The organism is Porphyromonas somerae DSM 23386, assembly GCF_000372405.1.
GTDB classification, from domain to species: Bacteria; Bacteroidota; Bacteroidia; order Bacteroidales; family Porphyromonadaceae; genus Porphyromonas_A; species Porphyromonas_A somerae.
Genome location: NZ_AQVC01000011.1, coordinates 23,974 through 47,539, shown reverse-complemented (window position 1 = coordinate 47,539; position 23,566 = coordinate 23,974). Strand labels below are relative to the sequence as shown.

The 23,566-nt window shown below is 41.9% G+C and carries 23 protein-coding genes; 16 read left to right on the top strand and 7 right to left on the bottom strand.

Translation table 11 applies throughout. The features are described from left to right. The first annotated feature begins 14 nt into the window (after positions 1-14). The 10 genes from A3GK_RS0103375 (at position 15) to A3GK_RS0103330 (ending at position 8,626) form a co-directional block, all read left to right on the top strand. Entirely contained in the window at positions 15-887 is an 873-nt protein-coding gene (locus A3GK_RS0103375; RefSeq protein ID WP_018028080.1) for a sigma-70 family RNA polymerase sigma factor, read from the top strand. 121 nt (positions 888-1,008) lie between these two features. Next, the gene (locus A3GK_RS0103370) at positions 1,009-1,713 is read left to right on the top strand and encodes a hypothetical protein (protein WP_018028079.1); all 705 of its coding nucleotides are present in this window, start codon (positions 1,009-1,011) and stop codon (positions 1,711-1,713) included. A 99-nt stretch (positions 1,714-1,812) separates the two neighbouring features. Beyond that, positions 1,813-2,448, top strand: a complete 636-nt coding sequence (locus A3GK_RS0103365; RefSeq protein WP_018028078.1) for a hypothetical protein — start codon at positions 1,813-1,815, stop codon at positions 2,446-2,448. Then, positions 2,438-3,157, top strand: a complete 720-nt coding sequence (locus tag A3GK_RS0103360; protein WP_018028077.1) for an RsmE family RNA methyltransferase — start codon at positions 2,438-2,440, stop codon at positions 3,155-3,157. The genes A3GK_RS0103365 and A3GK_RS0103360 overlap by 11 nt, the downstream gene beginning before the upstream one ends. 10 nt (positions 3,158-3,167) lie before the next feature. Continuing rightward, positions 3,168-4,391, top strand: coding sequence for an aminotransferase class V-fold PLP-dependent enzyme (locus tag A3GK_RS0103355; protein WP_018028076.1), 1,224 nt, complete (start codon positions 3,168-3,170; stop codon positions 4,389-4,391). A gap of 1 nt (position 4,392) precedes the next feature. Continuing rightward, the gene (locus A3GK_RS0103350; RefSeq protein ID WP_018028075.1) at positions 4,393-5,217 is read left to right on the top strand and encodes a patatin-like phospholipase family protein; all 825 of its coding nucleotides are present in this window, start codon (positions 4,393-4,395) and stop codon (positions 5,215-5,217) included. An 89-nt stretch (positions 5,218-5,306) separates the two neighbouring features. Next, the gene (rpsF, locus tag A3GK_RS0103345; protein ID WP_018028074.1) at positions 5,307-5,687 is read left to right on the top strand and encodes a 30S ribosomal protein S6; all 381 of its coding nucleotides are present in this window, start codon (positions 5,307-5,309) and stop codon (positions 5,685-5,687) included. 20 nt (positions 5,688-5,707) lie between these two features. Further along, positions 5,708-5,986 (top strand): 30S ribosomal protein S18, encoded by a 279-nt coding sequence (gene rpsR / locus A3GK_RS0103340; RefSeq protein WP_018028073.1) that lies wholly within the window; start codon positions 5,708-5,710, stop codon positions 5,984-5,986. Positions 5,987-6,034: 48 nt separating this feature from the next. Next, on the top strand, positions 6,035-6,589 hold the full coding sequence (gene rplI / locus A3GK_RS0103335) for a 50S ribosomal protein L9 (protein ID WP_018028072.1): 555 nt from the start codon (positions 6,035-6,037) through the stop codon (positions 6,587-6,589). 186 nt (positions 6,590-6,775) lie between these two features. Next, entirely contained in the window at positions 6,776-8,626 is a 1,851-nt protein-coding gene (locus A3GK_RS0103330) for an ABC transporter ATP-binding protein (protein ID WP_018028071.1), read from the top strand. A gap of 6 nt (positions 8,627-8,632) precedes the next feature. Here A3GK_RS0103330 and msrB read toward each other — a convergent pair whose 3' ends face one another. Next, the gene (gene msrB, locus A3GK_RS10360; protein ID WP_051052302.1) at positions 8,633-9,646 is read right to left on the bottom strand and encodes a peptide-methionine (R)-S-oxide reductase MsrB; all 1,014 of its coding nucleotides are present in this window, start codon (positions 9,644-9,646) and stop codon (positions 8,633-8,635) included. A gap of 311 nt (positions 9,647-9,957) precedes the next feature. On the opposite strand from msrB, the gene A3GK_RS0103320 reads away from it, so the two are divergent. Then, positions 9,958-11,343: a TIGR00341 family protein gene (locus A3GK_RS0103320; RefSeq protein ID WP_018028069.1), complete on the top strand. Its 1,386-nt coding sequence runs from the start codon at positions 9,958-9,960 to the stop codon at positions 11,341-11,343. A gap of 84 nt (positions 11,344-11,427) precedes the next feature. On the opposite strand, the gene gcvT is transcribed toward A3GK_RS0103320, so the two are convergent. From gcvT to A3GK_RS0103290, 6 genes are read right to left on the bottom strand one after another with little or no spacing between them, the layout of a single operon-like run. After that, on the bottom strand, positions 11,428-12,522 hold the full coding sequence (gene gcvT / locus A3GK_RS0103315) for a glycine cleavage system aminomethyltransferase GcvT (RefSeq protein WP_018028068.1): 1,095 nt from the start codon (positions 12,520-12,522) through the stop codon (positions 11,428-11,430). A gap of 9 nt (positions 12,523-12,531) precedes the next feature. Further along, entirely contained in the window at positions 12,532-13,776 is a 1,245-nt protein-coding gene (gene pepT / locus A3GK_RS10355) for a peptidase T (RefSeq protein WP_018028067.1), read from the bottom strand. 2 nt (positions 13,777-13,778) lie between these two features. Then, a complete protein-coding gene (gene glmM, locus A3GK_RS0103305; RefSeq protein WP_018028066.1) occupies positions 13,779-15,161 on the bottom strand; it encodes a phosphoglucosamine mutase in 1,383 nt (460 codons plus the stop codon). A gap of 6 nt (positions 15,162-15,167) precedes the next feature. Further along, complete coding sequence (locus A3GK_RS10970) at positions 15,168-15,842, bottom strand: DUF4827 family protein (RefSeq protein ID WP_018028065.1); 675 nt, start codon at positions 15,840-15,842, stop codon at positions 15,168-15,170. An 11-nt stretch (positions 15,843-15,853) separates the two neighbouring features. Further along, complete coding sequence (gene asnS, locus A3GK_RS0103295) at positions 15,854-17,251, bottom strand: asparagine--tRNA ligase (RefSeq protein WP_018028064.1); 1,398 nt, start codon at positions 17,249-17,251, stop codon at positions 15,854-15,856. Positions 17,252-17,269: 18 nt separating this feature from the next. After that, positions 17,270-18,571, bottom strand: a complete 1,302-nt coding sequence (locus A3GK_RS0103290; protein ID WP_018028063.1) for a pseudouridine synthase — start codon at positions 18,569-18,571, stop codon at positions 17,270-17,272. Positions 18,572-18,824: 253 nt separating this feature from the next. Between A3GK_RS0103290 and A3GK_RS0103285 the strand changes: the two genes are divergently transcribed. From A3GK_RS0103285 to A3GK_RS0103260, 5 genes are all read left to right on the top strand, one after another. Beyond that, positions 18,825-19,391: a type IV toxin-antitoxin system AbiEi family antitoxin domain-containing protein gene (locus A3GK_RS0103285; protein ID WP_018028062.1), complete on the top strand. Its 567-nt coding sequence runs from the start codon at positions 18,825-18,827 to the stop codon at positions 19,389-19,391. Further along, positions 19,388-20,131: a nucleotidyl transferase AbiEii/AbiGii toxin family protein gene (locus tag A3GK_RS0103280; RefSeq protein ID WP_018028061.1), complete on the top strand. Its 744-nt coding sequence runs from the start codon at positions 19,388-19,390 to the stop codon at positions 20,129-20,131. The genes A3GK_RS0103285 and A3GK_RS0103280 overlap by 4 nt, the downstream gene beginning before the upstream one ends. Positions 20,132-20,519: 388 nt before the next feature. Next, the gene (locus A3GK_RS0103275) at positions 20,520-21,137 is read left to right on the top strand and encodes a type IV toxin-antitoxin system AbiEi family antitoxin domain-containing protein (protein ID WP_018028060.1); all 618 of its coding nucleotides are present in this window, start codon (positions 20,520-20,522) and stop codon (positions 21,135-21,137) included. Between the two features lie 38 nt (positions 21,138-21,175). Further along, complete coding sequence (locus A3GK_RS0103270) at positions 21,176-21,958, top strand: nucleotidyl transferase AbiEii/AbiGii toxin family protein (RefSeq protein ID WP_018028059.1); 783 nt, start codon at positions 21,176-21,178, stop codon at positions 21,956-21,958. A gap of 564 nt (positions 21,959-22,522) precedes the next feature. Next, entirely contained in the window at positions 22,523-23,554 is a 1,032-nt protein-coding gene (locus tag A3GK_RS0103260; RefSeq protein WP_018028057.1) for a nucleotide-binding protein, read from the top strand. Positions 23,555-23,566: the final 12 nt, after the last annotated feature.

Below are 23,566 nucleotides of genomic sequence, written 5' to 3'. Positions count from 1 at the left end.
ATATAGGAGTACGTATGAGACAATTAAAGATTGAGAAGTCGATCACGAGTAGGGACGACGCAGTGATGAATCGCTATATGAAGGAGGTTGCTAAGGAGGAGATGATTACCCCTGAGCAGGAGGCTGAATTAGCGATGCAAATACAGCGGAATGACGAAAATTCGGAAGCTGCTGTGGATAAACTGGTGCGTGCCAATCTCCGATTTGTGATTAGTGTGGCAAAGCAATATCAGGATTTGGGTCTACCTCTTATTGACCTTATCAATGAGGGTAATCTCGGTATGATACGTGCAGCTCAAGGTTTTGATGGCTCACGTGGTTTTAAGTTCATTACCTATGCAGTTTGGTGGATACGACAGAGTATTCTAAAGGCTTTGGGAGACCAAGGGCGTATTGTTCGCCTTCCACAGAATCAAGTAGGAAATGTGACGAAGCTGAAAGCTGCAAGAGATAGATTTGAGCAACTTCATCAGAGACTTCCCTCGCCAGAAGAATTGGCAGATGAGCTCGATATGGAGGTGGATAAGGTGATTGATATTATCCAAATCGATAAGGGTGAAGTTTCTGTTGATAAAACTTTTGATGACGGCGAGTCTAATACCCTTTTAGATGTCTTGCAAGATGAAGATGCTAGAGATGTTGATGGCGGGCTTATTGATGAGAGTTTAGTCAATGAGATTCGCTCGGCTATGCAGTGTCTTTCTGAGAGGGAGCAATATGTTTTGATCCATACATACGGCTTAGGTGGTGAGCAGGAAATGAGCCTCGATGAGATCGGATCTGCAGTAGGATTGAGCCGTGAAAGAGTAAGGCAGATACGTGAAAAGGCAATACGCCAATTACGTAAGAATGCTGATGAAACGCAACTGAGAAGCTATCTTGGATAGTAGAAGCTTTGCATTTGTCGTGATTAATGGGTCTCGAGATTGGTACACCAAATTCGAGACCTCATTAGTAGAAGTGAAGATAAATATAAGTGATTTGACCTAGTAGGTCTAGCTATCAATAATGAAGGAAATGGGAGTTGAATTACCAGAAAATCATGAAGAAGGAATTGAGATGGTTGCTCTCACTCTTCGTGGAATAGGAAGTGCTACACAATCCCCTGATGTGATGGTGGCACTCTTATCTCCTATTGATTCGGATAAATATAAATTGCCAAATGGTAATGAAATGATTTATCCTGTTGCCATTCCTTCTGAATTGAGTCCTATTTTTTTCTCTAAGATAAATAGCCTCTATTCTAGCAATGTAGATCTCCCTAATCTGACTTATTACTTTGAGCTAATTTCTGATACCAAGTTGACGGCACTCCATATATACGAGGGGAGATACTCCATTAAGTCCGATCTTTATTATGTGGGTGAGAATGGTACACGTGGTAGCTTTAAGACTTCTATGCCTAATGGTTTGATGACTGCGCTGGAGCAGCGGTTGGATATCTTAATAGACTATAAGCTTCTCAGTAAAGCGGCTAGTTATTTTGATGTGAAACAAAAGGACTCTCTTTTACCTTCAGATGTTTCTCCATTGCAGTCCTACTACAATGAGCTTAAGTCGCAAATTTCTAATGGTGTAAAACCTGACGACCCTCTTGTGTTGCATCTTATTAAGATGCTTGCTTCTATGAGTGATGAGCTTATTCAGAATCTACTTGAGGTGGCAGTAGACTCTGAAAACTATGAATGGATTTCTGTACTTAAAAACAGCTAAATCGTGATTGATAGAGATTGGAAAGAGGTATTTAAACGTGAGGAATGTTTGGAGACATCGTCCCTCACCCGCGTTCATTTTCGTAATGTCCAAGGGTATATGGTCAATGGACAAATGGTAGGAATAGACTTGGTGTTTTGTCCTAATAATAACGAAGATGATCGCCGATTGAGTATCTCTATTCCACCTTCATTGGTGGGCTCCTACAAACTATTGCTACAAGCAAGGATGCTTAAACTCGACCTTCGAATAGATGCGTTGGATGAGTACCAATCTGCTACAGGAATATTCTTGCATAAAGTGATCATTCGAACTGGTGAAGGCGGGGAGAGAGAAGGGTGGTTTTATACCCTTTCTGATATGGGCGAAGTTAGTTACTGCAGAGTACCTATATACCTAGCGGTGATGCATGCAGTATTACATCAATTGCCTGTAATGGCAGAGGATGCTCTCTTGGAAAAAGACTCACCTGTGGTATCTCTAGATGATATCCAAAAACAACTTAGCCATAGTGCTCCTATTCGACTAAGTAAGTCGGCCGTGTTGCAGCTAATGATTGATCAAGAGGAGGCTAATCATGAGTTTTTATCGAGGCTAACAGATGAGGAATTGAAGTCCTCCCTTTCAATACAAGAGTTAAAGGAGATCAAGGAGAAGGTGGTAGAGATGGAGAAGTATGAGTGGGCAAAGAGATTTGCTGAAATAATTGAGCAAAAAGAAGGCGATGAAAAGTAATATTGGTGATCTACCCTATTTTTATGCTCCAGATATCAGTAGCTCTTTAGCGTTACCACATGATGAAGCAAAGCATGCCTTTAGGGTTCTACGTCTTGAGGTGGGGGAAAATGTATTGATTACTGATGGTCTGGGGAACTTATATAGTGCCAAAATATCCAATAATTCACTTAAAGGCCAGAATATAACCGACCTGGTGCTTGTCGAGACTACACCTCCAATGTGTCCAAAGCTAGAGGTAGCTATTGCACCCACAAAAAATATAGATCGAATAGAGTGGGCTCTTGAAAAGCTCACAGAGATAGGAATAACTCGCTTTTCGCTGGTGGTTACGGAGCATACCATTCGAAGACGCGTCAATATGGAGCGTCTAGAGCGAATAATGGTTGCAGCAATGAAGCAGTCCGAAAAGATCAGAACGGTAGAGCTCAACCTTTTCCCTACACTAAAGGATTACCTTTCGCAACTTACCTATGAGGGTCGTTATATAGGTTATTGTGCAGATACATTTGAGAAAAGAGAGCTGAAAGAGACCTTTGTCTCAGGTGTGGATAGTAGTTTCCTTATTGGTCCGGAAGGAGATTTTACAAGTGAAGAGGTTGCACTAACTCTCAGTCATGGCTTTAAGACTGTATCTCTAGGTAGTGAAAGACTACGAACCGAAACTGCAGGGATCTATGTGGGGATCCTTCATCATATTTTAAATTAATCAATATCTTATGTCCTATAATATTGAAAAGATAAGAGCTGACTTTCCAGCTTTAGATATAAAGATACACGACAAATATCCATTGATATATCTAGATAATGCGGCAACGACACAAAAGCCAAAGCAGATGCTAGATGCAGAGTATCTTGCTTATACCACTCGTAATGCCAATATACATAGGGGCGTGCATACGCTCAGCCAGCAAGCAACAATGGCTCATGAGAATGCTCGAGAAGTGATAGCAAGGTTTATCAATGCTAGGGAGGCAGCAGAAGTATTATTTACAAGGGGGACTACTGAAGGCATCAACATGGTTGCGAGTATTTTTTGTTCGTCTCAAATGCAAGCTGGCGATGAAGTGATACTTAGTGCTATGGAGCATCATTCAAATATAGTCCCTTGGCAACTTCAAGCTGAGGCGCGAGGAATAAAGATTAAGGTCGTTCCTTGTTTTGATAATGGTGAATTAGATATGGAGACTATGAAGTCAATGTTTACCGACCGTACTAAGTTGGTCTCCATTTGCTACGCTTCAAATGTATTAGGGACGGTTAATCCTGTAAAAGAGATTATTGCTCTTGCACACTCCAATGGTGTGCCAGTGCTTTTAGACGCAGCACAAGCTATTGCCCATCGTAAGGTAGACGTTACTGACTTAGACGTTGACTTCTTGGCTTTTAGTGGCCATAAAATATATGGTCCTACTGGAATAGGTGTGCTTTACGGAAAGCGAGAATGGCTTGAAAAGCTTCCTCCTTACCATGGTGGAGGTGAAATGATACAGCACGTGAGTTGGGAAAAGACTACCTATAATGAGTTGCCTTATAAGTATGAAGCTGGTACCCCAGACTTTATCAATAGTGTGGCACTTGCCGAAAGTATCAATTATGTATCAAATATTGGATTAGATAAAATCCAAGCCTATGAATCTATGTTGCTTTCGCATGCAACGGAGCAGATGCTCCATATTGATGGGTTGAAGATTTATGGTACTTCTGCCGACAAAGAGGCTGTAATCAGTTTCTTAGTGGAGGGAGTACATCCGTACGATTTGGGAGTTTTGCTTGATCAACAAGGTGTTGCTATTCGGACTGGTCATCATTGTGCCCAGCCATTGATGCAACGTTTTGGTATTGAAGGAACTGCTCGGGTTAGTTTCGGACTTTACAATACCAAGCAAGAAGTAGATAGTTTTATTAAAGCTGTGAAAAAGTCACTAATCATATTAGGGTAATATGGACGAGAGTCAGAATCAAAAGAAATATCGTCTTGGATACGCACTCGGAGGGGGTGGGGCTAAGGGATTTGCTCACCTTGGCGCTTTCAAAGTATTTGAGAAGTATGGAATTAAGCCAGATATTATAGCTGGAACTAGTGCAGGTGCATTGGCAGGAGTCTTGTATGCCGATGGTTTTGCACCTGAGGAGATAGCAGATCTTTTTAGAGGACATAAGCTAATGGACTTTGCCGAACTAAGTCTATTTTCAGGAGGCATACTAAAGCCAAGTGGGGTAGCAAGAATGCTAAAAAAGAACCTCCGTGCTAAGAGCTTTGAGCAATTACAAATCCCATTTGTCGCCGTTGCTACGAATTGGGAGACAGCAGAGATAACAGCCTTTAGAGATGGTGATGACTTGGTTTCGGCGGTCGTGGCTTCTTGTACAGTACCTATCGTCTTTCAGCCACTTAAAATAAAGGGGGTTGAATATGTAGATGGTGGAGTGCTGAAAAACTTCCCAGTCTCTGTAATCAGAGAAGAGACGGAGTGTGTCGTGGGCATTAACTTGTACCAACTAAGTCCTTTTGAATCCCCATCAAGTATTAAGAGCTCGGCGATGAGATATTTTGAAATTATCTCAAAAGCCAATATGAAAGAGGATATTGAGTTGGCAGACATTTTGATTGACATGAAAGGTCTTAAAGACTACAAGATGTTTGAATTAAAGGCAATTGACGATATCGTTAATCAAGGACAAGAGACAGCATCGGCTATTATAAGTGATTCAAGTGTATATCAACAGTTAATGCAGAAGTCTTCAACCGAATCTGTTTGTAAATAAATAGAGCGATTGGTTTGTCTATTCAACTGAAAATGATTACCTTTGCAGTCGGATTTTATTTTCACAAAATAATAGATTAATAATTTATGATGAACAACTACGAGACCGTTTTCATTTTAACTCCCGATTTGTCTGCAGACCAGACAAAGGAAGCGGTAGATAAGTTCGTTGGCTTGATTACCGATAATGGTGGTGAGCTAGTGAATCGTGAGGAGTGGGGTATGCGTAAGCTTGCTTATCCTATCCAAGCAAAGTCTACTGGGTTTTATGTATTCTTAGAGTTTAAGAGCGAGCCCTCTTTTATTGAGACGCTAGAGGTAAACTATCGTCGTGATGATAGGGTGATTCGTTTCCTTACATTCAAGCAGGAGAAGTATGCACTAGAGTATGCTGAGAAGCGTCGTCGCAACCGCAAAGAGCCTGTAAAGAGTGAAGAGGCAAGCAGTACAGTATCGGAAGAAAACAATTAAAGTAGACGAAAGTAAAGATTATGGCGAAAAAAGGTAAAGGTAAGTCAGAGGTGCGTTATCTTACACCACTCTCTATAGAGCGAAATCGTAAGAAGTATTGTCGCTTTAAAAAGGCTGGGATTAAGTTCGTAGACTATAAGGATCCTGAGTTCCTTAAGAAATTCCTCAATGAGCAGGGTAAGATATATCCACGTCGTTTGACCGGTAACTCTCTTAAAATGCAGCGTCGTGTAGCACAAGCTGTTAAGCGTGCTCGTCACTTGGCACTTCTGCCATACGTGACAGATATGATGGCATAGGGTTACTAATAAATAGCAAAGAATAATAATAACTTAAGGAGACAGAATATGAAGATTATTTTGAAAGAAGATATGCCAAATCTAGGCTTTAAGGGCGAGATCGTTGATGTAAAGGCTGGGTATGGTAGAAACTTTCTAATCCCACAAGGAAAGGCAGTAATCGCATCAGAGTCTGCGATCAAGATCCTACAAGAGAATCAAAGACAGCAGGCTCGCAAACTTGAAGCTGAACTTGCTAATGCTCAAAAGATAGCTGATAAGATTGAAGGAACCTCTCTAACTATTGAGGTTAAGACAAGTAATGTGGGCCGTATTTATGGTTCAGTATCTGCTTCAATGGTTGCAGATGAACTAGAAAAGCTTGGCTTTACTGAGATCAATCGTAAGATGCTCCAAGTTCCTAGTATTAAGGAGGTGGGTGAGTATATTGCTAGGGTTCGTTTGCACAAGGACGTAACTGTAGAGGTGCCACTGACTATTGTGTCAGATACCCCTATTGTTAAGGCAGAGCCTAAGACTGGAAAGGCTGAGACTTCTGAGGAGGTAGAGGAAACCACTAAGGAAGAGAGTGCTGAGGTAGAGCAGGCGACTACTGAGGAATAATACGAGACTCGATTCTCGGAACTAATAAAGCTACTACATAGTCAACCACGAGGTTTTCTATGTGGTAGCTTTTCTGTTATGGTATAGAATAGGTATCTTTGCCGAAGTACATTTTCAAGCAAATCTTTGAGGGTGTAGCTTTATGCCACATCCTCCTTTTATGCCGAAATTAATTATCAGGTATTTATGAAAGAGCTTTTCCGGACACTCAAGAGATTTATACCACCCTATAAGTGGTATATAGTCGGTAATATATTCTTTAATATCTTAACGCCTATATTGAACCTCCTCGCGTTCTCTCTAATTATGCCCATTTTGAATATCCTATTCAAAATCGATAAGACGATTTATCAATTCATTTCTTGGGATACCATACAGTTGTGGAGTGAGGGAGGGTTATCTCGTTTGGGTACAGTTGTCAAGAATAATTTCTTCTACTATATTACCCAGCTTATTACGGAGTACGGTGCTTCGAATACCTTAATTATATTGGGCGTTTATCTTTCTGTGATTACTTTTCTTAAGGTGGCATCGGCTTATATGGGTTTTTACTGCATGATCCCTGTTCAAACCGGTGTGGTAAGAGATATCCGAAATAGTATCAATGATAAGATTATGGAGCTTCCTTTGGGCTTTTTTAGTGATGAGCGAAAGGGAGACATCATTGCTAGAGTGACGGGTGATGTAAATAATATAGAGTCTTCTATCATCAGTTCACTAGAGTCCCTGATCAAAAATCCTCTGATGATATTGATCTCACTTGCAGCCATGGTGGCCATTAGTCCTGAATTAACCTTATTTGTTCTTATTGTACTTCCAATTGCGGGTTACGTGATGGGACAAGTGGGTAAGAAGCTCAAGATGACCTCTCTTCTAGCTCAAGAGCAATGGGGTATGCTGATTAGTATGATCGAGGAGACGCTGAGTGGATTGCGTATTATCAAAGCTTTTCACGCCGAAGAGATGATTCGAAAGCGTTTTTCTAGCTACAATGACACCTTCAGAAACACCTCAATGCGAGTGTCTAAAAGGCAGCAGATGGCGCATCCTATGAGTGAATTCCTAGGTACAGTTACGATTTCTATTGTACTTTGGTATGGTGGATCATTGATATTAGACCAAACGGGTGGATTAGATGCCAGTACATTCATTTACTATTTAGTCATTTTCTATAGTATCATTAATCCAGCCAAAGACTTTTCAAGAAGTAGCTATGCTATCAGAAGGGGCTTTGCTAGCCTAGAGCGAGTAGATATGATTCTACTAGCACAGAATGATATTACTGACCCCAAGGAGCCAATAGATATCGCTTTTCATCATTCTATTTCCTTTAAGAATGTTTCTTTCAAATATGAAGATACTTGGGTGTTGAAGGATATCAATCTTAGCATTAAAAAGGGACAAACAGTGGCCATCGTAGGGGCTAGTGGATCAGGGAAGAGTACCTTAGTGGACTTGCTACCTCGCTTCTATGATGTGCAAAAGGGTGGAGTGTACATTGACGATACAGACATTCGTAATGTACGTATGCTTGACCTAAGAAGACTTATGGGCAATGTAAATCAAGAGGCTATTCTCTTCAATGATACGATTTACAATAATATCGCCTTTGGCGCAAAGACCACTCTTGATGAAGTGCAAAGAGCTGCAAGGATAGCCAATGCAGAGGAATTTATTGCAGAGCTTCCAGAAGGTTACGACACCAATATCGGAGACCGAGGCGGAAAACTTAGTGGCGGTCAACGTCAAAGGCTTAGCATTGCCAGAGCTGTACTAAAAGACCCTGAAATACTTATTCTAGATGAGGCCACCTCTGCACTAGATACCGCTTCTGAAAGACTAGTGCAAGAAGCTCTTGAACGCTTAATGAAGGGGCGTACTACCATTGTGATCGCTCACAGACTATCCACTATTACCAATGCGGATAAGATCGTGGTGCTAGAGGATGGCTCAATCGTGGAAGAAGGAACGCATCAAGAGTTGATGGATAAGAATGGTAGGTATGCATCTCTCGTTTCGCTACAATCATTTAAGTAACACCTATCAATCGGTGCTATCCTCAAATAGATAGAGGTAGTCTCCATAGCCTTCACTCTTCATATTGGCTTTTGGGATTAACCTTATTGCCGCACTATTGATGCAATATCTATAGCCACCCTGCTCCTTTGGTCCATCTTCAAATACATGGCCGAGGTGGCTATCTGCTGAGCTACTTCTTACTTCTATGCGTTCATAGCCCAGTTTGAAGTCAGACTTCTTGTTGATACCTTGTGTATTGATCGGTTTCGTGAAAGATGGCCAACCACACCCTGCATCATACTTATCCTTTGAGCAGAAAAGAGGTTCACCAGAGACAATATCTACATAAATCCCATCCTCTTTTGTGTCATTATACTCGTTGGTAAATGGACGCTCTGTTGCCTCATTTTGAGTTACTAGATATTGGATGGGTGAGAGCCTCTGTTTTAGCTCATCTTTGCTTTCCGACAATCTTTTCCTCTCGGCAGATCGAATAGCATTGTCTGATGCTATTGATTCTTTCGGTACCACTGCATTCTTAGCAAGACCAAACATTTCTATTGGCACATGGCAATATCCACCTGGTCGATTACTCAAGTAATCTTGGTGATAGGTTTCAGCCTTGAAGAAATTCTTTAGAGGTTTTACTTCCACCATCAATACCTTAGAATACTTGCTCTGTAGTCTTGCAAAAGCATTCATAATAATGGGCCTATCAGCAGCATCAGTATAGTAAACCCCAGTGCGATACTGAGTTCCTCTATCATTCCCTTGCTGGTTAAGAGTGGTTGGGTCGATGATTTGAAAGAAATGGTCTAGTAAAAACGATAGCGACACCTTACTGCTATCATAAGAGACCTTCACTGTTTCAGCCGCTTCAGTCTTGCCCGTACAGACCTCCTCATATGATGGTTTTTCTACAATAGTATTGGCATATCCCACTTCTGTTTCCACCACACCTGGCAGTAACTTCATATAGTGTTCTACTCCCCAAAAACATCCCCCCGCTAGATATATTACCAGTATTGTTTCGTTCATAACTTTTTGTTCATTTATTCTTGATATAGACAACTATAAGCTCCAATAATCTTTTGTCTTTAGAATGGAACCTACACGAACGCAATTTACTGATTTTTTGCGAGAAAATGTCTATCTGTACAGCAGACCTATATTCTCTTCTCCGCACTTGGTGCAACGGTCTCTAATATTTATTATCTTTGCAATAGATAATTGTAGGAAAGGTATCTGCGTTAGTTAATGATAGGGAAAATAGACTTCAGAAAGGAATCAATTAATTCTATTCATTTTATTACTCCAGAGCCACATGATTATACTTATTTCAAGATAATATGGAAAGGTCGGGTCAATCTCTTTGGCAGTTTATCGCTTCATTTTTTGATATGCGTCATGAAAAGGAAAATGAGACGGTGATTATTGATGCCCTCAAGTCAGATGTGGAGTTCAAAGGCACTAAAATGTTCATCCTTATCTGTGCGATTCTGATTGCCTCTTTGGGGCTGAATATGAATTCCACTGCAGTGATCATCGGTGCCATGCTTATCTCCCCTTTGATGGGTCCGATTATCGGTTTCGGACTAGGATTAGGAATTACAGACTTTAACCTCGTTGGACGAAGCGTCAAGAATCTTGGGATGGCAGTGGCCATCAGTGTTATCACTTCTACTATTTACTTCTTGATCAGCCCTATCAGTGTGGCGTCTAGTGAGATTTTGGCACGAACACAGCCCACTGCTTACGATGTACTAATCGCACTATTTGGCGGTACCGCAGGTATTATAGCAGGCACTAGTAAGTCAAAAGGGCAAGTTATTCCGGGTGTTGCGATTGCCACAGCTCTGATGCCTCCACTCTGTAGTGCTGGTTACGGGTTGGCTACGTGGCAACTGAATTATTTCTTTGGTGCTTTCTATCTTTTCATTATCAATACTGTATTTATTGGCCTCTCTACATTCATTGTGATCAGACTTCTTAAGTATCGCAGAGTTACCTACGTGGATAAGGTAAGAGGAAAGCGACTAAATAATCTTGTGCTAGTAATCGTGGTATGTACCATAGTTCCAAGTGTGATTTTGGCATACCGATTTGTGCAGGATACGTTCCAAGAGATTCAGCAGGACAAATTTATTAAGGAGGAGATGATCTTTGATAATTCATTCGTACTCTCGTACAATAATACTAAGACCGACTCTGTAGATTACTTCAATGTCAATATCATAGGGGAGGAGATTTCACCCGACGAAATTCAGCGACTTCAAGATCTACTTCCATCTTATGGTCTGAAGAATACCATACTATCTATCAAGCAAGGTTCAGATAAATCGAATATCGAAAATCTTAGGCTTTCGATATTGAAGGATATGCAAAGTGACTCCGATAAGAGCTACTCAAGATATCTGCAACTAAAAAATGACTCTCTCAATATGGCACTCCGCAATCAACAAGCCTTTTATTTTCAAGCCGAAGCCGTCACTCACGAGATTCGGCAGCTTTTTGATGAAATTACGTATAGCCAATTTGGGGAATTATACTCTTTCCATACCGATTCCATTATGAAGGATTCCTCAATGGTTAGTACACAAGTAGTAGATACCATTCCTTATATCAAGCTATTTACGGATAAGAGAATCAGTGATGAGCGTGAGAAGTTAATCCGTAGTTGGCTATCACTTAGGTTTGATAAGCCTATTATTACTATTGAGCGAGAAAAACAGTAGTGTGATGGAGGCTTTAGCTGTAATAAAATAGGAGGAAAACAAAATCTTGTTTTCCTCCTATTTTATTACAAAGGTCTTGAGATGTTATTTTCGGAATGGGAGCTTGATAACCTCTGCAGGTACTGCTTTCTTACGGATGTGTATGAAGATTTCAGTTCCTGGCTCTTTATAGGCCACCTGTACATATCCTAGGCCAATTCCCTTGCCTAGTACAGGCGATTGCGTTCCAGAAGTAACTCGGCCAATTACCTCGCCAGCTGCATTCTGGATCTCATATCCATGGCGAGGAACACCTTTCTCCTTCAGCTCAAACCCAATGAGACGATTCTTGATTCCCTCTTCCTTTGTCTTAAGGAGTAGGTCACGGCTTGGCATTTTCTCCTTGCCCTCAACGAACTTAGTGACCCATCCTAGACCTGCCTCTAGTGGATTGGTGGTGTCGTCGATGTCGTTGCCATATAGGCAGAAGCCCATTTCTAATCGTAGTGTATCGCGTGCTCCAAGTCCGGTGGGCTTGATGCCAAACTCTTTACCTGCTTCAAAAAGAGTATCCCATACTTTGTGGGCATCCTTTATATCTTTGAAGTAAAGCTCAAAGCCTCCTGCACCAGTGTAGCCAGTATTGGAGATGATACAATCTATCCCCGCAAACTTTCCATAGGCATAGTGGTAGTAAGCAATGGTATTCAGGTCAATATCCACACACTTCTGAATGGTTTGCTTTGCCTTAGGCCCTTGTACGGCCAAGATGCTTACTCTCTCAGATTCATTTTCGATGGTTACGCCCTCAATCTGGTGCTTTTTCATCCAGTTGAAGTCCTTTTCGATATTAGCAGCATTCACAGCACACATATACCTACCACCATCTAGAAGATACATGATAAAGTCATCTACAATACCACCATTACCATTTGGCATATAAGTGTATTGTGCCTTGCCAGGCTCCAACTTTGTAGCGTCATTACTACTGATGGTTTGGATAAATTCAAGTGCCTTTGGTCCACTTATTACGATCGCACCCATGTGAGAGACATCAAAGACGCCTACATTTTCAATCACATTGAGATGCTCAGGGTTGATCCCTTCGTACTGAATAGGCATATTGTAGCCTGCAAATTCACTCATCTTGGCACCCAACTCAATGTGGATGTCTGTAAAGGGTGTTTTCTTTAGTTCCATAATGTTGTTTTATAAAGTATTAGTAAATCTCAATTTTGTCACTTTAGTAGTAGCGATCTTCACGATCACCTCCATTGCCTTGACTAGGGAAGGTACTGGTAGGTATTCGTAACGACCATGGAAGTTGTGCCCACCAGCAAAAATATTGGGGCATGGCAATCCCATAAAGGAGAGTTTCGAACCATCTGTACCACCACGGATAGGCTCAATTATAGGCTCTACGCCAGAAGCCTTCATCGCTTCTGCTGCGTGGTTTACGATATACATTTTATCGGCAATAACCTCCTTCATATTAAAGTATTGGTCGGTAACCTCTGCAATGCAGGAGCCCTCTCCATATAGTTCGTTGATGCGCTTTGCTACCTCCTTGATACAACTTTTCTTGAGCTCAAACTGCTCTCGGTCATGATCTCGAAGGATGTAGTGCAATTCAGCCTCCTCCACCGTACCACTCATGCCTACTAGGTGATAGAACCCATCATAGCCATCGGTGTTGCTAGGCAGTGCTTGTGGCAGGTAGCTATTGTACTCCATAGCTAGTAGCTGAGCATTTATCATTTTGTCTTTAGCACTTCCTGGGTGCACATTTAGCCCCTTGAAAGTTACTTTAGCCCCCGCTGCATTGAAGTTTTCATACTGTAGCTCGCCTATTTCACCGCCATCAATGGTATAGGCGAAGTCGGCACCAAACTTCTTTACATCAAATTTATCAGCTCCTCTACCGATCTCCTCATCGGGAGTAAAGCCCACCTTTATGGTTCCGTGAGGAATCTCAGGGTGATCAATCAAGTACTGAATAGCCTCTAAGATAGAAGCAATACCCGCTTTATCATCTGCTGCAAGAAGGGTGTGTCCATCAGTTACGATGATCTCCTGACCCTTGTACTTCTCAAGTTCAGGGAACGTTTTCAGGGAAATCCGAATATCTTCATTTGGGTCTAAGACAATATCGCCCCCCTCATACTGTACAAAGTGTGGCTTGATATCCTTACCACTCATATCTGGAGCGCTATCCATGTGTGCAATAAATCCAATCGTTGGCTGATCCCAATCGCAATTAGCTGGAAGAGTTGCCATTAGATAGCAGTTATCATCAAGAGAAATGTCCTTTAGCCCCATTTCTTCTAGGTCTTTTTGGAGCTCATGGGCTAGATCCCATTGAATCTTTGTACTAGGTGTAGTTGTTGATTCAGGATCCGATTTAGTATCAATAGCGATGTATCTTAAAAATCTATCTACTACTGGGTGTCTCATAACTATTTTTGAATTTTAGTGATTATTTCGTTCGCAATGTTTTCTGCCTCCTCCTCTGTTTTGGCCTCGGCATAGATGCGTACTATAGGTTCCGTATTGCTTTTCCGAAGGTGAACCCACTTGTCGGGGAAGTCTAGCTTCACTCCATCAATGGTAGTCACCTCTGCCTTCTCCCTGTATTCGTCCTCTATCTCTTTGAGGATTATATCCACTTGTAGGGTAGGGGTTAGCTCCGCTTTTTTCTTAATCATAAAGTACTTTGGAAGGGTACTTAAGATCTCCGTAGGCTTTGCCCCTCTTTTCGCCAACATTGTGAGGAAAAGTGCAATCCCCACAAGGGCATCTCTACCGTAATGCGACTTTGGGTAGATCACTCCACCATTTCCTTCTCCACCAATAAGCGCATCTACCTCTTTCATCTTTGTAGTGACATTAACTTCGCCAACTGCGGCAGCATAGTATTTGCCTCCATGCTTCACAGTTACATCTCGGAGTGCACGTGTGGAGCTAAGATTGGAGACCGTATTGTGCCCTGGGTAGAGCGATAATAGGTAGTCCGATACGCTCACCAGTGTATACTCTTCGCCAAAGGGTGTACCATCTTCATTGTATATAGCTAGTCGATCAACATCTGGGTCGACTGAAAAGCCTACGCATGCCTTCTTCTCTACCACCAACTTGGAGAGATCTTGTAGATTGTGTGGCAATGGCTCAGGATTATGGGCAAAATCACCAGTTGGTTCACCGTGTACTATATGATATTCTTTTACGCCAAGCGACTCCAGTAGCTTGGGGATCACAATTCCACCAACCGAATTAATGGTGTCGACAGCTACCGTAAACCCTGCCTTTCTTATTGCTTCTACATCCACTTCAGGAAGGGAAAGAACCTCTTGAATATGCCGATCGGTATAGCACTCCTCAGAAACCTTTCCAATTTCCCCAACACTCGCAAATTGAAGGTTATTCGACTTTGCTAGCGAAAGCACCTTGGCACCTTCCTCAGCATTCAAAAACTCACCTTGATGGTTGAGTAGCTTCAGAGCATTCCACTCCTTGGGGTTGTGACTCGCTGTAATGATGATACCACCATCGGCTTGCTCGTATGTAACCGCTAGTTCGGTGGTAGGTGTGGTGGCCAAACCGATGTCCACCACATCAAATCCCATACCCATTAATGTGCCAATAACCACGTGCCTCACCTGATTACCCGAGATGCGGGCATCACGCCCTACCACTATCTTACCACTTTTGAGCGGACTATTGTGGCGAATAAACTGCGCGTAGGCAGCAGTAAACTGAGCTATATTAATCGGGTTGAGACCATTCTCTTGGTCTCCTCCTATCGTACCTCTAATGCCAGATATTGATGTAATTAGACTCATAATTGATCACTGTTTTCTATTGAACTTGAGCTGGTCGTAGTAAAGTGCGATACCAATATCATTATCGTTTTTGAAAAACGAACTACTTTGGAACGTGAAGGCTGGCCCCTCTCTAAATGAGGCAATCATCTGAATTGTAGATCCGATGGGCACATACTTAAGTGCCAACATCATAGCATTACATGCAAAAGGCTGCATGCTCTCTTCACCTCTCGTGGAGTTGGGTGCTGGCTGGATGCCACCACGAAAATACTCCATATTAATATCAGCTTGATAAATAAAGGTGACGCCGGGCTCACTACTTTGTGTAGAGCCAATATTGTTAAAGAAGGTAGGCCCGCTTTTCATTCGGTCGCCTATCGCCTGATAAGAAAATCTAGCCAATATGGGAGTTACACCACTTACTGCCATATCCTCGGCCTTCCCAGCCTCGATCACGTTTATCCATACTCCTATCCCTTCACCCACCTCATTCTTTAGCTCCACGAACTCGTTGGGTGCCATCTTGAGGTCACTAGGGAGGTCCTTAATCACCTTAAACCCCTTCTTGTCCATAAAAGCTTGGATCTCCTTATGCTCCCTTTTTATCATATCGGTATAGGAGATGCGCTTGTTTCTACAACCTGTAGTAGTTAGGATGGCGAGAAGCAGTAGGGAAATATATAAGACTTTCTTTTTCATACGCCGATGGATTAAAAGTTAGCATTGTTGGGAGTGCGAGGGAAGGGGATCACATCACGAATATTACCCATTCCCGTCACAAATAGTAGTAGTCGCTCAAAGCCAAGCCCAAATCCAGAGTGGGGCACACTACCAAACCGCCTAGTATCTAGGTACCAATCCATCTCAGAGAGAGGAATCCCTACCTCCTTACAGCGACTGATGAGCTTCTCAAGGCTCTCCTCTCTTTGCGAACCTCCAATAATCTCACCAATCTTTGGGAAAAGCACATCCATAGCACGGACCGTTTTGCCATCCTCATTCTGCTTCATATAGAAAGCCTTAATCTCAGTAGGGTAGTCGGTCAGAATCACAGGGCATTGGAAGTGATTCTCCACTAGATACCGCTCATGCTCCGAAGCTAGGTCCACACCCCAATAGACAGGGTACTCAAACTTATGCCCATCAGCTACCGCTTTCTCCAGTATCTTGATCCCCTCAGTATATGAGAGGCGTATGAAGTCTTTTTTAACTACCGACTCTAGTCGCTCAATAAGCCCCTTATCAATCCGCTCATTCAGGAAGGCTAGGTCATCCTTGCAATTATCAAGAGCCCATTGCACCAGGTACTTGATAAATTCTTCGGCGAGGTCCATATTCTCCTTTATCTCGTAAAAAGCCACCTCTGGCTCAATCATCCAAAACTCCGCAAGGTGCCTAGGCGTATTGGAGTTTTCCGCTCTAAAGGTAGGGCCAAAGGTATAGATGGCACCCAGAGCAGTGGCAGCTAGCTCTCCCTCCAGCTGACCTGATACCGTCAGATTGGTGCGCCTTCCAAAGAAGTCTTGGCTATAATCAACGCCTCCCTCTTTGGTACGGGGAGGGTTATTCAAGTCCAGAGTTGTTACCTCAAACATAGCACCAGCCCCCTCTGCGTCCGATGCGGTGATCAGTGGTGTATGGAAATAAAAGAAACCCCTATCGTGGAAAAACTTGTGGATGGCATAGGCCATATTGTGCCGGATCCTAAATACCGCTCCAAAGGTATTGGTGCGAGGGCGTAGGTGAGCAATCTCACGAAGGAACTCCATGCTATGCCCCTTCTTTTGGAGTGGGTAGCTATTAGGGTCTGCTTTACCGTATATCTCAATAGCCGAAGCCTGTATCTCCACACTCTGCCCACGGCCTTGAGATTCTGTGAGTTTCCCGATAATACTTACCGCCGCTCCTGTGGTGATATCCTTTAGCATTTCGGCATCAAATAGGCTGTGATCCACCACCACCTGCATATTATGAATACAGCTACCATCATTGATCGCCACAAAGCTAAGCCCCTTAGAGCCTCTTTTGGTCCTTACCCATCCCTTTATATTTACATCATTCCCCAATTTTGGGGCAATGAGTATATCTACAATCTTACTGCGTTCCATCACTTCTACAAATTAATTTTATTCAAATGCTCCACTCTTAAGGTTATTCACCTCATCTTGAGTTAGGTAGCGCCACTTGCCCCTACCTAGATTTTTCTTGGTGAGTCCAGCGAAGTAGACCCTATCTAGCTTCTTTACGTGATACCCAAGGTGCTCAAACAAGCGGCGAACGATCCGATTACGTCCAGAGTGAATCTCTATGCCCACCTGCGATAAATCGTCTTCAGTGACATAGCTAATGGCATCAGCATGCATTTCGCCATCCTCTAGCTCTACGCCATCGGCCAGCTTTTGCATATCCTCTGCCGCCACCTCTCTATCCAGCCACACATGGTAGATCTTCTTCTTTTTATGCGAAGGGTGGACTAGTTGTGCTGCGAGGTCCCCATCATTCGTGAGAAGGAGTACTCCTGTAGTGTTTCTATCCAAACGCCCTACGGGATAAATGCGCTCCTTGCATGCCTTCCTTACTAAGTGGGTCACTGTGAGACGCTCCTGAGGATCATCCGTGGTGGTGACGCAATTCCGTGGCTTATTCAGAAGTAGGTAAACTTTTTGCTCCGGCCGTACTTCACGCCCATTCACCTCTACAAGGTCTCGAGCCGTGATTTTGGTGCCTAGCTCTGTCACGGGTGCTCCATTCACCAGGACAGCCCCCACCTTGATCAGCTCGTCGGCCTCCCGCCTAGAGCATACCCCAGCATTGGAGAGAAACTTATTGAGCCTTATCTCCTCTGATATATCAATTGGATCCTGATCGTACACTGGTGGCTGAAGCTCGCTTTTTCTCATGGAGCGAGCCCCACGTGATGGAGCTGGGGACCTTCCGCTAGCTCCTTGTCGGCTGACCCTTGCCCTGTTTTTGGAGTTGTTATAGTTATTGCCACGAGAGAATCCTTCACCATACCCTCCCCCACTCACTCTTACCCTCCCCTCAGCGTAGATTTGTCGCTTCGCTTCTCGCACCTGTGAGTATTGCTCTTTATAAAAGCTCCTTTGGCTCCTATTCTCAGCTAAGTTGCTTGCGTACTCCGCGCCATACTGCCTATCACTAAGTTGGGGGGCGTCATTCGAAAAGCGACTTCTATTACTAGAGATCTTGTTATTATCCATTTCGCTTATACGACGTCGTCTCCGCACCTGTGAGCCACGGAAGGGGCTTGATTCCTCCGATCCATCCGAGTTGCTATATTGTCTTGAAGTGCCAAGAGGGCTCTTCATGGAGTTATCTCCTGCCTCACGGCGGTATCTATTCCTCTTGCTATCCTCTCCGCTACTTCTCTCAAGTGGCTCTTGGGATAGCTTATCTCTCCATTCCATACAAATTGTAATTGTTACTAGTCCTATTAATTTTATCAACCTCGCTCCTGCAAGGTCCACAAAGTTACAGAAAAGATTAGACTATGCCAATCAAATGCTTTTGCAAGAATGGAGTAGGGAGTATAATATTTTTGTGAGTTGTGCTCCATTAGGGTTGTAGAGTATGTTATACCAAATAAGTAGGTGGGGGCAATATGCTCAAAATATGAGCTGAAATTTGGATATTTGGCATTTCTAACTTACCTTTACCCCTATGAAAACACTAATAGGAATTTTATATAGTTCTAGAAAGACTGTATTTACCACTCAGGAAGTAAGGCTTCTCACACAAGGAGTGATCCCCGCTTCATCCTTGCCTGGTCGTTTGTCCCGTCTAGTGCTTAGTGGTGATCTTTTGAGGTTAAGATACGGCATTTATGCACTGCCTAGGTATGAAATATTTGAGTTCGCTAATAAGATCCAAATACCTTCCTACATATCTATGGAGACAGTTCTTAGGATGCATGGAATTATTTTTCAATATGACAACGCTATCACTCTCGCCTCATACCAACCAAAATTGATATTTGCTCCGTCTGAAAATGTTTTTATATTCAGAAAGCTATCTAACTCTATATTAATTAATAAAAAGGGTAAGGTTATCAATCCAAACTATACAATTGCCAGTTTGGAGCGTGCATTTCTAGACTTATGCTATGTGGATAAATGGAGAACTTATGAAAATATTTCTCCCATAGATAAGGATAAGGTGCTTGACTTACTCCCTATTTATGATAATAAAGCATTAACAAAACGAGTTTCAACTATCCTATCGCTATGAGAATGATGGACACCCACTATTCCTGTTTATACAATATCCTTAAAGATATAGCTTTAGATAAGGAGTTGTCTCCACTACTGATATTTAAAGGTGGCACTTCGTTGATGTTCTTTTATGATCTATCACGATTCTCATTGAATTTGGAATTTACGCTAGTTGATAGAAAGCAGGAACTACTTGTTTTTAAGCGTTTGCTTAAAATAGTCAGTATGTATGGAACCATCTGTGAGAAGGTTTTAGATCCATTTGGGGCGAAAGTTGTTTTAGAGTATGGTGAAGAGGGTTGGCCCTTAGAGGTTGAGATCTCAAATCAATATTGGAGAGAAGAGACTGATTTGCTCTGCTTAGATGGCTTTTCTCTAAATGTGATGAGCCTATCCGATATTTATACTCACAAGTTAATTGCATTAGGAAAGGGAGATAATGTAGCTGGAAAAGAGATATTTGATATCTGGTTTCTTGGAGAAAAATATATCATGCCCAATGGTGATATCGTAATGAAGTGGGTGGGGCGTAGTTTGGTAGAGCAGCTCTCCCTTGATATCTCTATTTTAGAAAAACTCACTAATGACCAATTAATGTCTTCCTTAGAGCCATTATTGTTGCCTGAAAAAGCGAAGTGGGCGAATACCTCTTTATTACCTGAGGCAATTGCCTCGCTTCAAATGCGGGTTGGCGCTGAAAAGCTAAAGAAGCGGTTTCGTCGCGGCATCTCACTTGGAGTGAAGTACTCGGAATGACGATCATAATCAGAGCATAAAGAGTCAAACTTGCGAATTTTGAAGATGGGTACTTCGCTTTCCAGAAGTTTCAAGCTACGAAATAAGGTGAGCAATCCAGCTAAAAGAGGGTCCTAGAGGCCACTTCACAAACAACTGAAATTCAATACTCTAGTATAAGCTTCAACCGAGATGCAACTAAGCAATCGGCGAGATGCAACTAAGCATTTGCCGAGTTGCATCTCGCCGATTGCTTAGTTGCATCTCAACTTTTACCCTACCAGCATGGGAAATTTATGGAGGTGCCTAGAGAAGTCCTTTGTCCTAAAATGTGTAACCCCTGGAAATTTTCGCTTTTTACCTTAGTAATTACTAATATTTTGTTTACATTTGCTTCTTTAGCAAGGGTATGAACTATATACAATTTAGAGAGCTCTTTATTGGTGGGGTTGCATTCACTACTAGGCAAGTAATGATGGTGCTTCCTGAATTCAATATGGCCAACATTTACCGTTGGTGTAAGAAAGGTTATATCATCAAGCTTAGAAATGGCTATTACGCATTTAGAGAGTGCTTAAGTGGTGGAAGGTATAACTATTTCTTATCTCAATTTATCTACAGACCGTCATATGTCAGCTTACAGACAGCACTATCGCTTTATGGTCTAATACCCGAAGGTATATTTAGTACTACCGCTGTCAGTACACTTAAGACCATGACTTTTAGCAATGAAGTCTCTTCCTTCGCTTATCAAACGATTAGTCCAAAGCTATTCTGGGGGTATGAGCGGTTTATGATGAATAATGGCAAACAAGCCTACAATTTAGCTTCTATTGAAAAGGCATTGTTGGACTTCTTGTACTTGAATCCTTATTACAATACAGAGGAAGACTTTGTAGAATTAAGATTTGATGACTATATCATGAATGATGTGGTGGATCGTGAGATCTTATTCTCTTATTCAGAGCGTTTTGGCATCAGTAGTTTGGATGATCGACTGCGAATATTGCTACAGGTGTATTGCTAAATAGTATTGAGATGAATTGATCTTAGGTGTGTGTTATTATGCTGAGGATTGATAATATAAGAAGACTATTGGGGAGTTTTATCCCTGTAGCTCCCGTTTTTAACCATCACGTTCATAGGGAGTATTTGGAAATAGAGATATTAGACTTCATATCTCGGCATAAATACAGTGATAGATTGATCCTAGTTGGTGAGACAGCATTACGTCTCGTCTATAATAATAATAGATTTGCTGAGAAACTTGAATTTCATTTCAAATCTCTTACCAAAAAAGAGTTCAATGAATTGGCAGATGATATCCTTAGATATTTAGAGGGTAATGGATTAAATGTGGTTTCAGATAACCTGGATAACACTTCTCTAAATTTGTATGGACGAGATATCATTTTTCCACAGCTCCGAGATGATGGGGAAGATATCCATATACGGGTAGAAGCTCATAAAAAAGGTGTAGATTATCGAGAAGAGTATCAATTCATCTCTCGGGCGGGTTTCATTTTCCCAGTTTGTTTGCCACCTATAAAGATATTATGTGCAATGAAAGTTGCCGCTTTTATCAATGAGGAAAGAGGAGCAGATCTTTATGATTTGACGTTTCTCTTAGGACTTGCAAGACCTGATAGTAATTATTTAAGGCAAAAGCTTGGTATGACTTCAGAGTTTGAGATGTGGACTGCTATAGAGAAAACGCTATCCAATGTAGACATTGAGCTTAAAATCAAAGATTGCTCTCACACGCTTCTTTATGGGGAGTATGCAGCGAGGTTATTACAATTCAAAGAGATGGTTTCTCTTGAATTGGAGCGCATAAAAGAAGAATAAGTCGGTCCAAGGTAGCCTCAACCCCCAGTGAATATCATTTGGATAGATATAATCGCTGATATTGAAGGTCCGTATGGCAGGATATGCACTTTTCTTTGAAAATACGATACAATTGTCAGAAAATATTCTTAGATTTGCAATGGGTCGACCTGAGGTGTATGGGAGTAAAAGCTCCACCCTCATTAAAAATTATTGTGTTTTTTTGGCATTAAGCTTGATGAAGAGACCATTTCTATGGGCTTTCTTATCCAACTTATTTTGTGCCGTATTTTTGAAGATTGGTTTTAATCGCTTTGAGTAAGTGTGTGCCAGTCGGATAGTTAGATGATTATTGTGCTATTCCTGCTTTTAGAAAGTAATGAATGCACAATCCGTATCACCATCTGGTGATGAGTGGTACGGCTGATGTTTCAAACTGCTTGCGCTTCTGTCAAGTAGTGACCCAAATAGGCAAATACATATTGAGCTTAACGATCTCTGATGGTAAGGCTAAATTCCCTATGCTAACGCTACTTAGATTGTTATGCCTTGAAGTGTTATTAGTAATTACAAAAGTGTTTTATTATGGAAAAGAAAAGAATTGCCCTAGCTGGGTCCAGGGGTGGCACTGGTAAAACCACATTATCCGTAGTACTCGGTACTATTCTTCGTGAAACCTACGGCAAGAAGGTGTGTTTTGTTGATTGTGACTTTTATCAACATCCTATCTCAGCCCAAAAGCAGTGGGAAGAGGATTTTATTGAAAAGAATAAAGAGCTAGCAAAAGAAATATTTGGAGCTCACGGATTGGATGTTAGCAAGAGAGTTGCACCCCCTATTATCAATATGCAAATAGGATTTGAAAAGGAGATGATGCCTGAAGCTATAGAGAAAGCCTATCCTGAATGTGATGTCTATATCTATGACTTTAATGACTCTCTAGACAATGAGGAGGCCCTCACTTATCTGACGAAAATGGACTGTGTCATCCTACCCACTATCGCAGACTCGGTTAACATACCGTCGACCTTCCATTGGATTGAGAAAATGAATGCCAAGCTAAACAAGCTAAAGACGAATGAGAAGGGTGGTCTTGAGTTCTCAAGACTTAACTCGCTCTTTTTACTATTCAATCATTTTAATGATCTAACTTGTGACTTTAGCCTTAAATCTTGGCTTGAAGACGAAGCTAAGAAGGCCAATATCGTGACTCTAGAAAACATGGTACGATACTTCTCTGGAGTAGCTCGAGATCTTAGCTGTGTGTCAAAGGGAAATAAGGACTTCTTCCTTTCTGTTTACTTACAACCATCTAATCCATATATGGAAGAGACCAATATTCACCAAGTTGCGGAAGAGATCTTCATTAGTGCTGGTATTGTTGATAGAAAAGTGGTAGAACCACATGTCATTCAAGATGCTACTATTCTACATCAAACCATTGTAGAGGATCTCAAGCAACAACTTGATGAAATAGGTATGAGTGGTAGGCATTTGTCGGTTCCACATCTCTCAGCGAAATACAAAGAGATTTGGGAGACCTACCAACGTCTTTGCTCTATGTCTGCCGATGAGATCGAAAAGCTATTCGGGAGAAAGCCATCTGATGCAGTTTGATATTTAGGGCAA

Coding starts and splice junctions, on each gene's coding strand:
- A3GK_RS0103375 (WP_018028080.1), top strand. CDS start 15: ATGAGACAATTAAAGATTGAGAAGTCGATCACGAGTAGGGACGACGCA.
- A3GK_RS0103370 (WP_018028079.1), top strand. CDS start 1,009: ATGAAGGAAATGGGAGTTGAATTACCAGAAAATCATGAAGAAGGAATT.
- A3GK_RS0103365 (WP_018028078.1), top strand. CDS start 1,813: ATGGTCAATGGACAAATGGTAGGAATAGACTTGGTGTTTTGTCCTAAT.
- A3GK_RS0103360 (WP_018028077.1), top strand. CDS start 2,438: ATGAAAAGTAATATTGGTGATCTACCCTATTTTTATGCTCCAGATATC.
- A3GK_RS0103355 (WP_018028076.1), top strand. CDS start 3,168: ATGTCCTATAATATTGAAAAGATAAGAGCTGACTTTCCAGCTTTAGAT.
- A3GK_RS0103350 (WP_018028075.1), top strand. CDS start 4,393: ATGGACGAGAGTCAGAATCAAAAGAAATATCGTCTTGGATACGCACTC.
- rpsF (WP_018028074.1), top strand. CDS start 5,307: ATGAACAACTACGAGACCGTTTTCATTTTAACTCCCGATTTGTCTGCA.
- rpsR (WP_018028073.1), top strand. CDS start 5,708: ATGGCGAAAAAAGGTAAAGGTAAGTCAGAGGTGCGTTATCTTACACCA.
- rplI (WP_018028072.1), top strand. CDS start 6,035: ATGAAGATTATTTTGAAAGAAGATATGCCAAATCTAGGCTTTAAGGGC.
- A3GK_RS0103330 (WP_018028071.1), top strand. CDS start 6,776: ATGAAAGAGCTTTTCCGGACACTCAAGAGATTTATACCACCCTATAAG.
- msrB (WP_051052302.1), bottom strand. CDS start 9,646: ATGAACGAAACAATACTGGTAATATATCTAGCGGGGGGATGTTTTTGG.
- A3GK_RS0103320 (WP_018028069.1), top strand. CDS start 9,958: ATGGAAAGGTCGGGTCAATCTCTTTGGCAGTTTATCGCTTCATTTTTT.
- gcvT (WP_018028068.1), bottom strand. CDS start 12,522: ATGGAACTAAAGAAAACACCCTTTACAGACATCCACATTGAGTTGGGT.
- pepT (WP_018028067.1), bottom strand. CDS start 13,776: ATGAGACACCCAGTAGTAGATAGATTTTTAAGATACATCGCTATTGAT.
- glmM (WP_018028066.1), bottom strand. CDS start 15,161: ATGAGTCTAATTACATCAATATCTGGCATTAGAGGTACGATAGGAGGA.
- A3GK_RS10970 (WP_018028065.1), bottom strand. CDS start 15,842: ATGAAAAAGAAAGTCTTATATATTTCCCTACTGCTTCTCGCCATCCTA.
- asnS (WP_018028064.1), bottom strand. CDS start 17,251: ATGGAACGCAGTAAGATTGTAGATATACTCATTGCCCCAAAATTGGGG.
- A3GK_RS0103290 (WP_018028063.1), bottom strand. CDS start 18,571: ATGGAATGGAGAGATAAGCTATCCCAAGAGCCACTTGAGAGAAGTAGC.
- A3GK_RS0103285 (WP_018028062.1), top strand. CDS start 18,825: ATGAAAACACTAATAGGAATTTTATATAGTTCTAGAAAGACTGTATTT.
- A3GK_RS0103280 (WP_018028061.1), top strand. CDS start 19,388: ATGAGAATGATGGACACCCACTATTCCTGTTTATACAATATCCTTAAA.
- A3GK_RS0103275 (WP_018028060.1), top strand. CDS start 20,520: ATGAACTATATACAATTTAGAGAGCTCTTTATTGGTGGGGTTGCATTC.
- A3GK_RS0103270 (WP_018028059.1), top strand. CDS start 21,176: ATGCTGAGGATTGATAATATAAGAAGACTATTGGGGAGTTTTATCCCT.
- A3GK_RS0103260 (WP_018028057.1), top strand. CDS start 22,523: ATGGAAAAGAAAAGAATTGCCCTAGCTGGGTCCAGGGGTGGCACTGGT.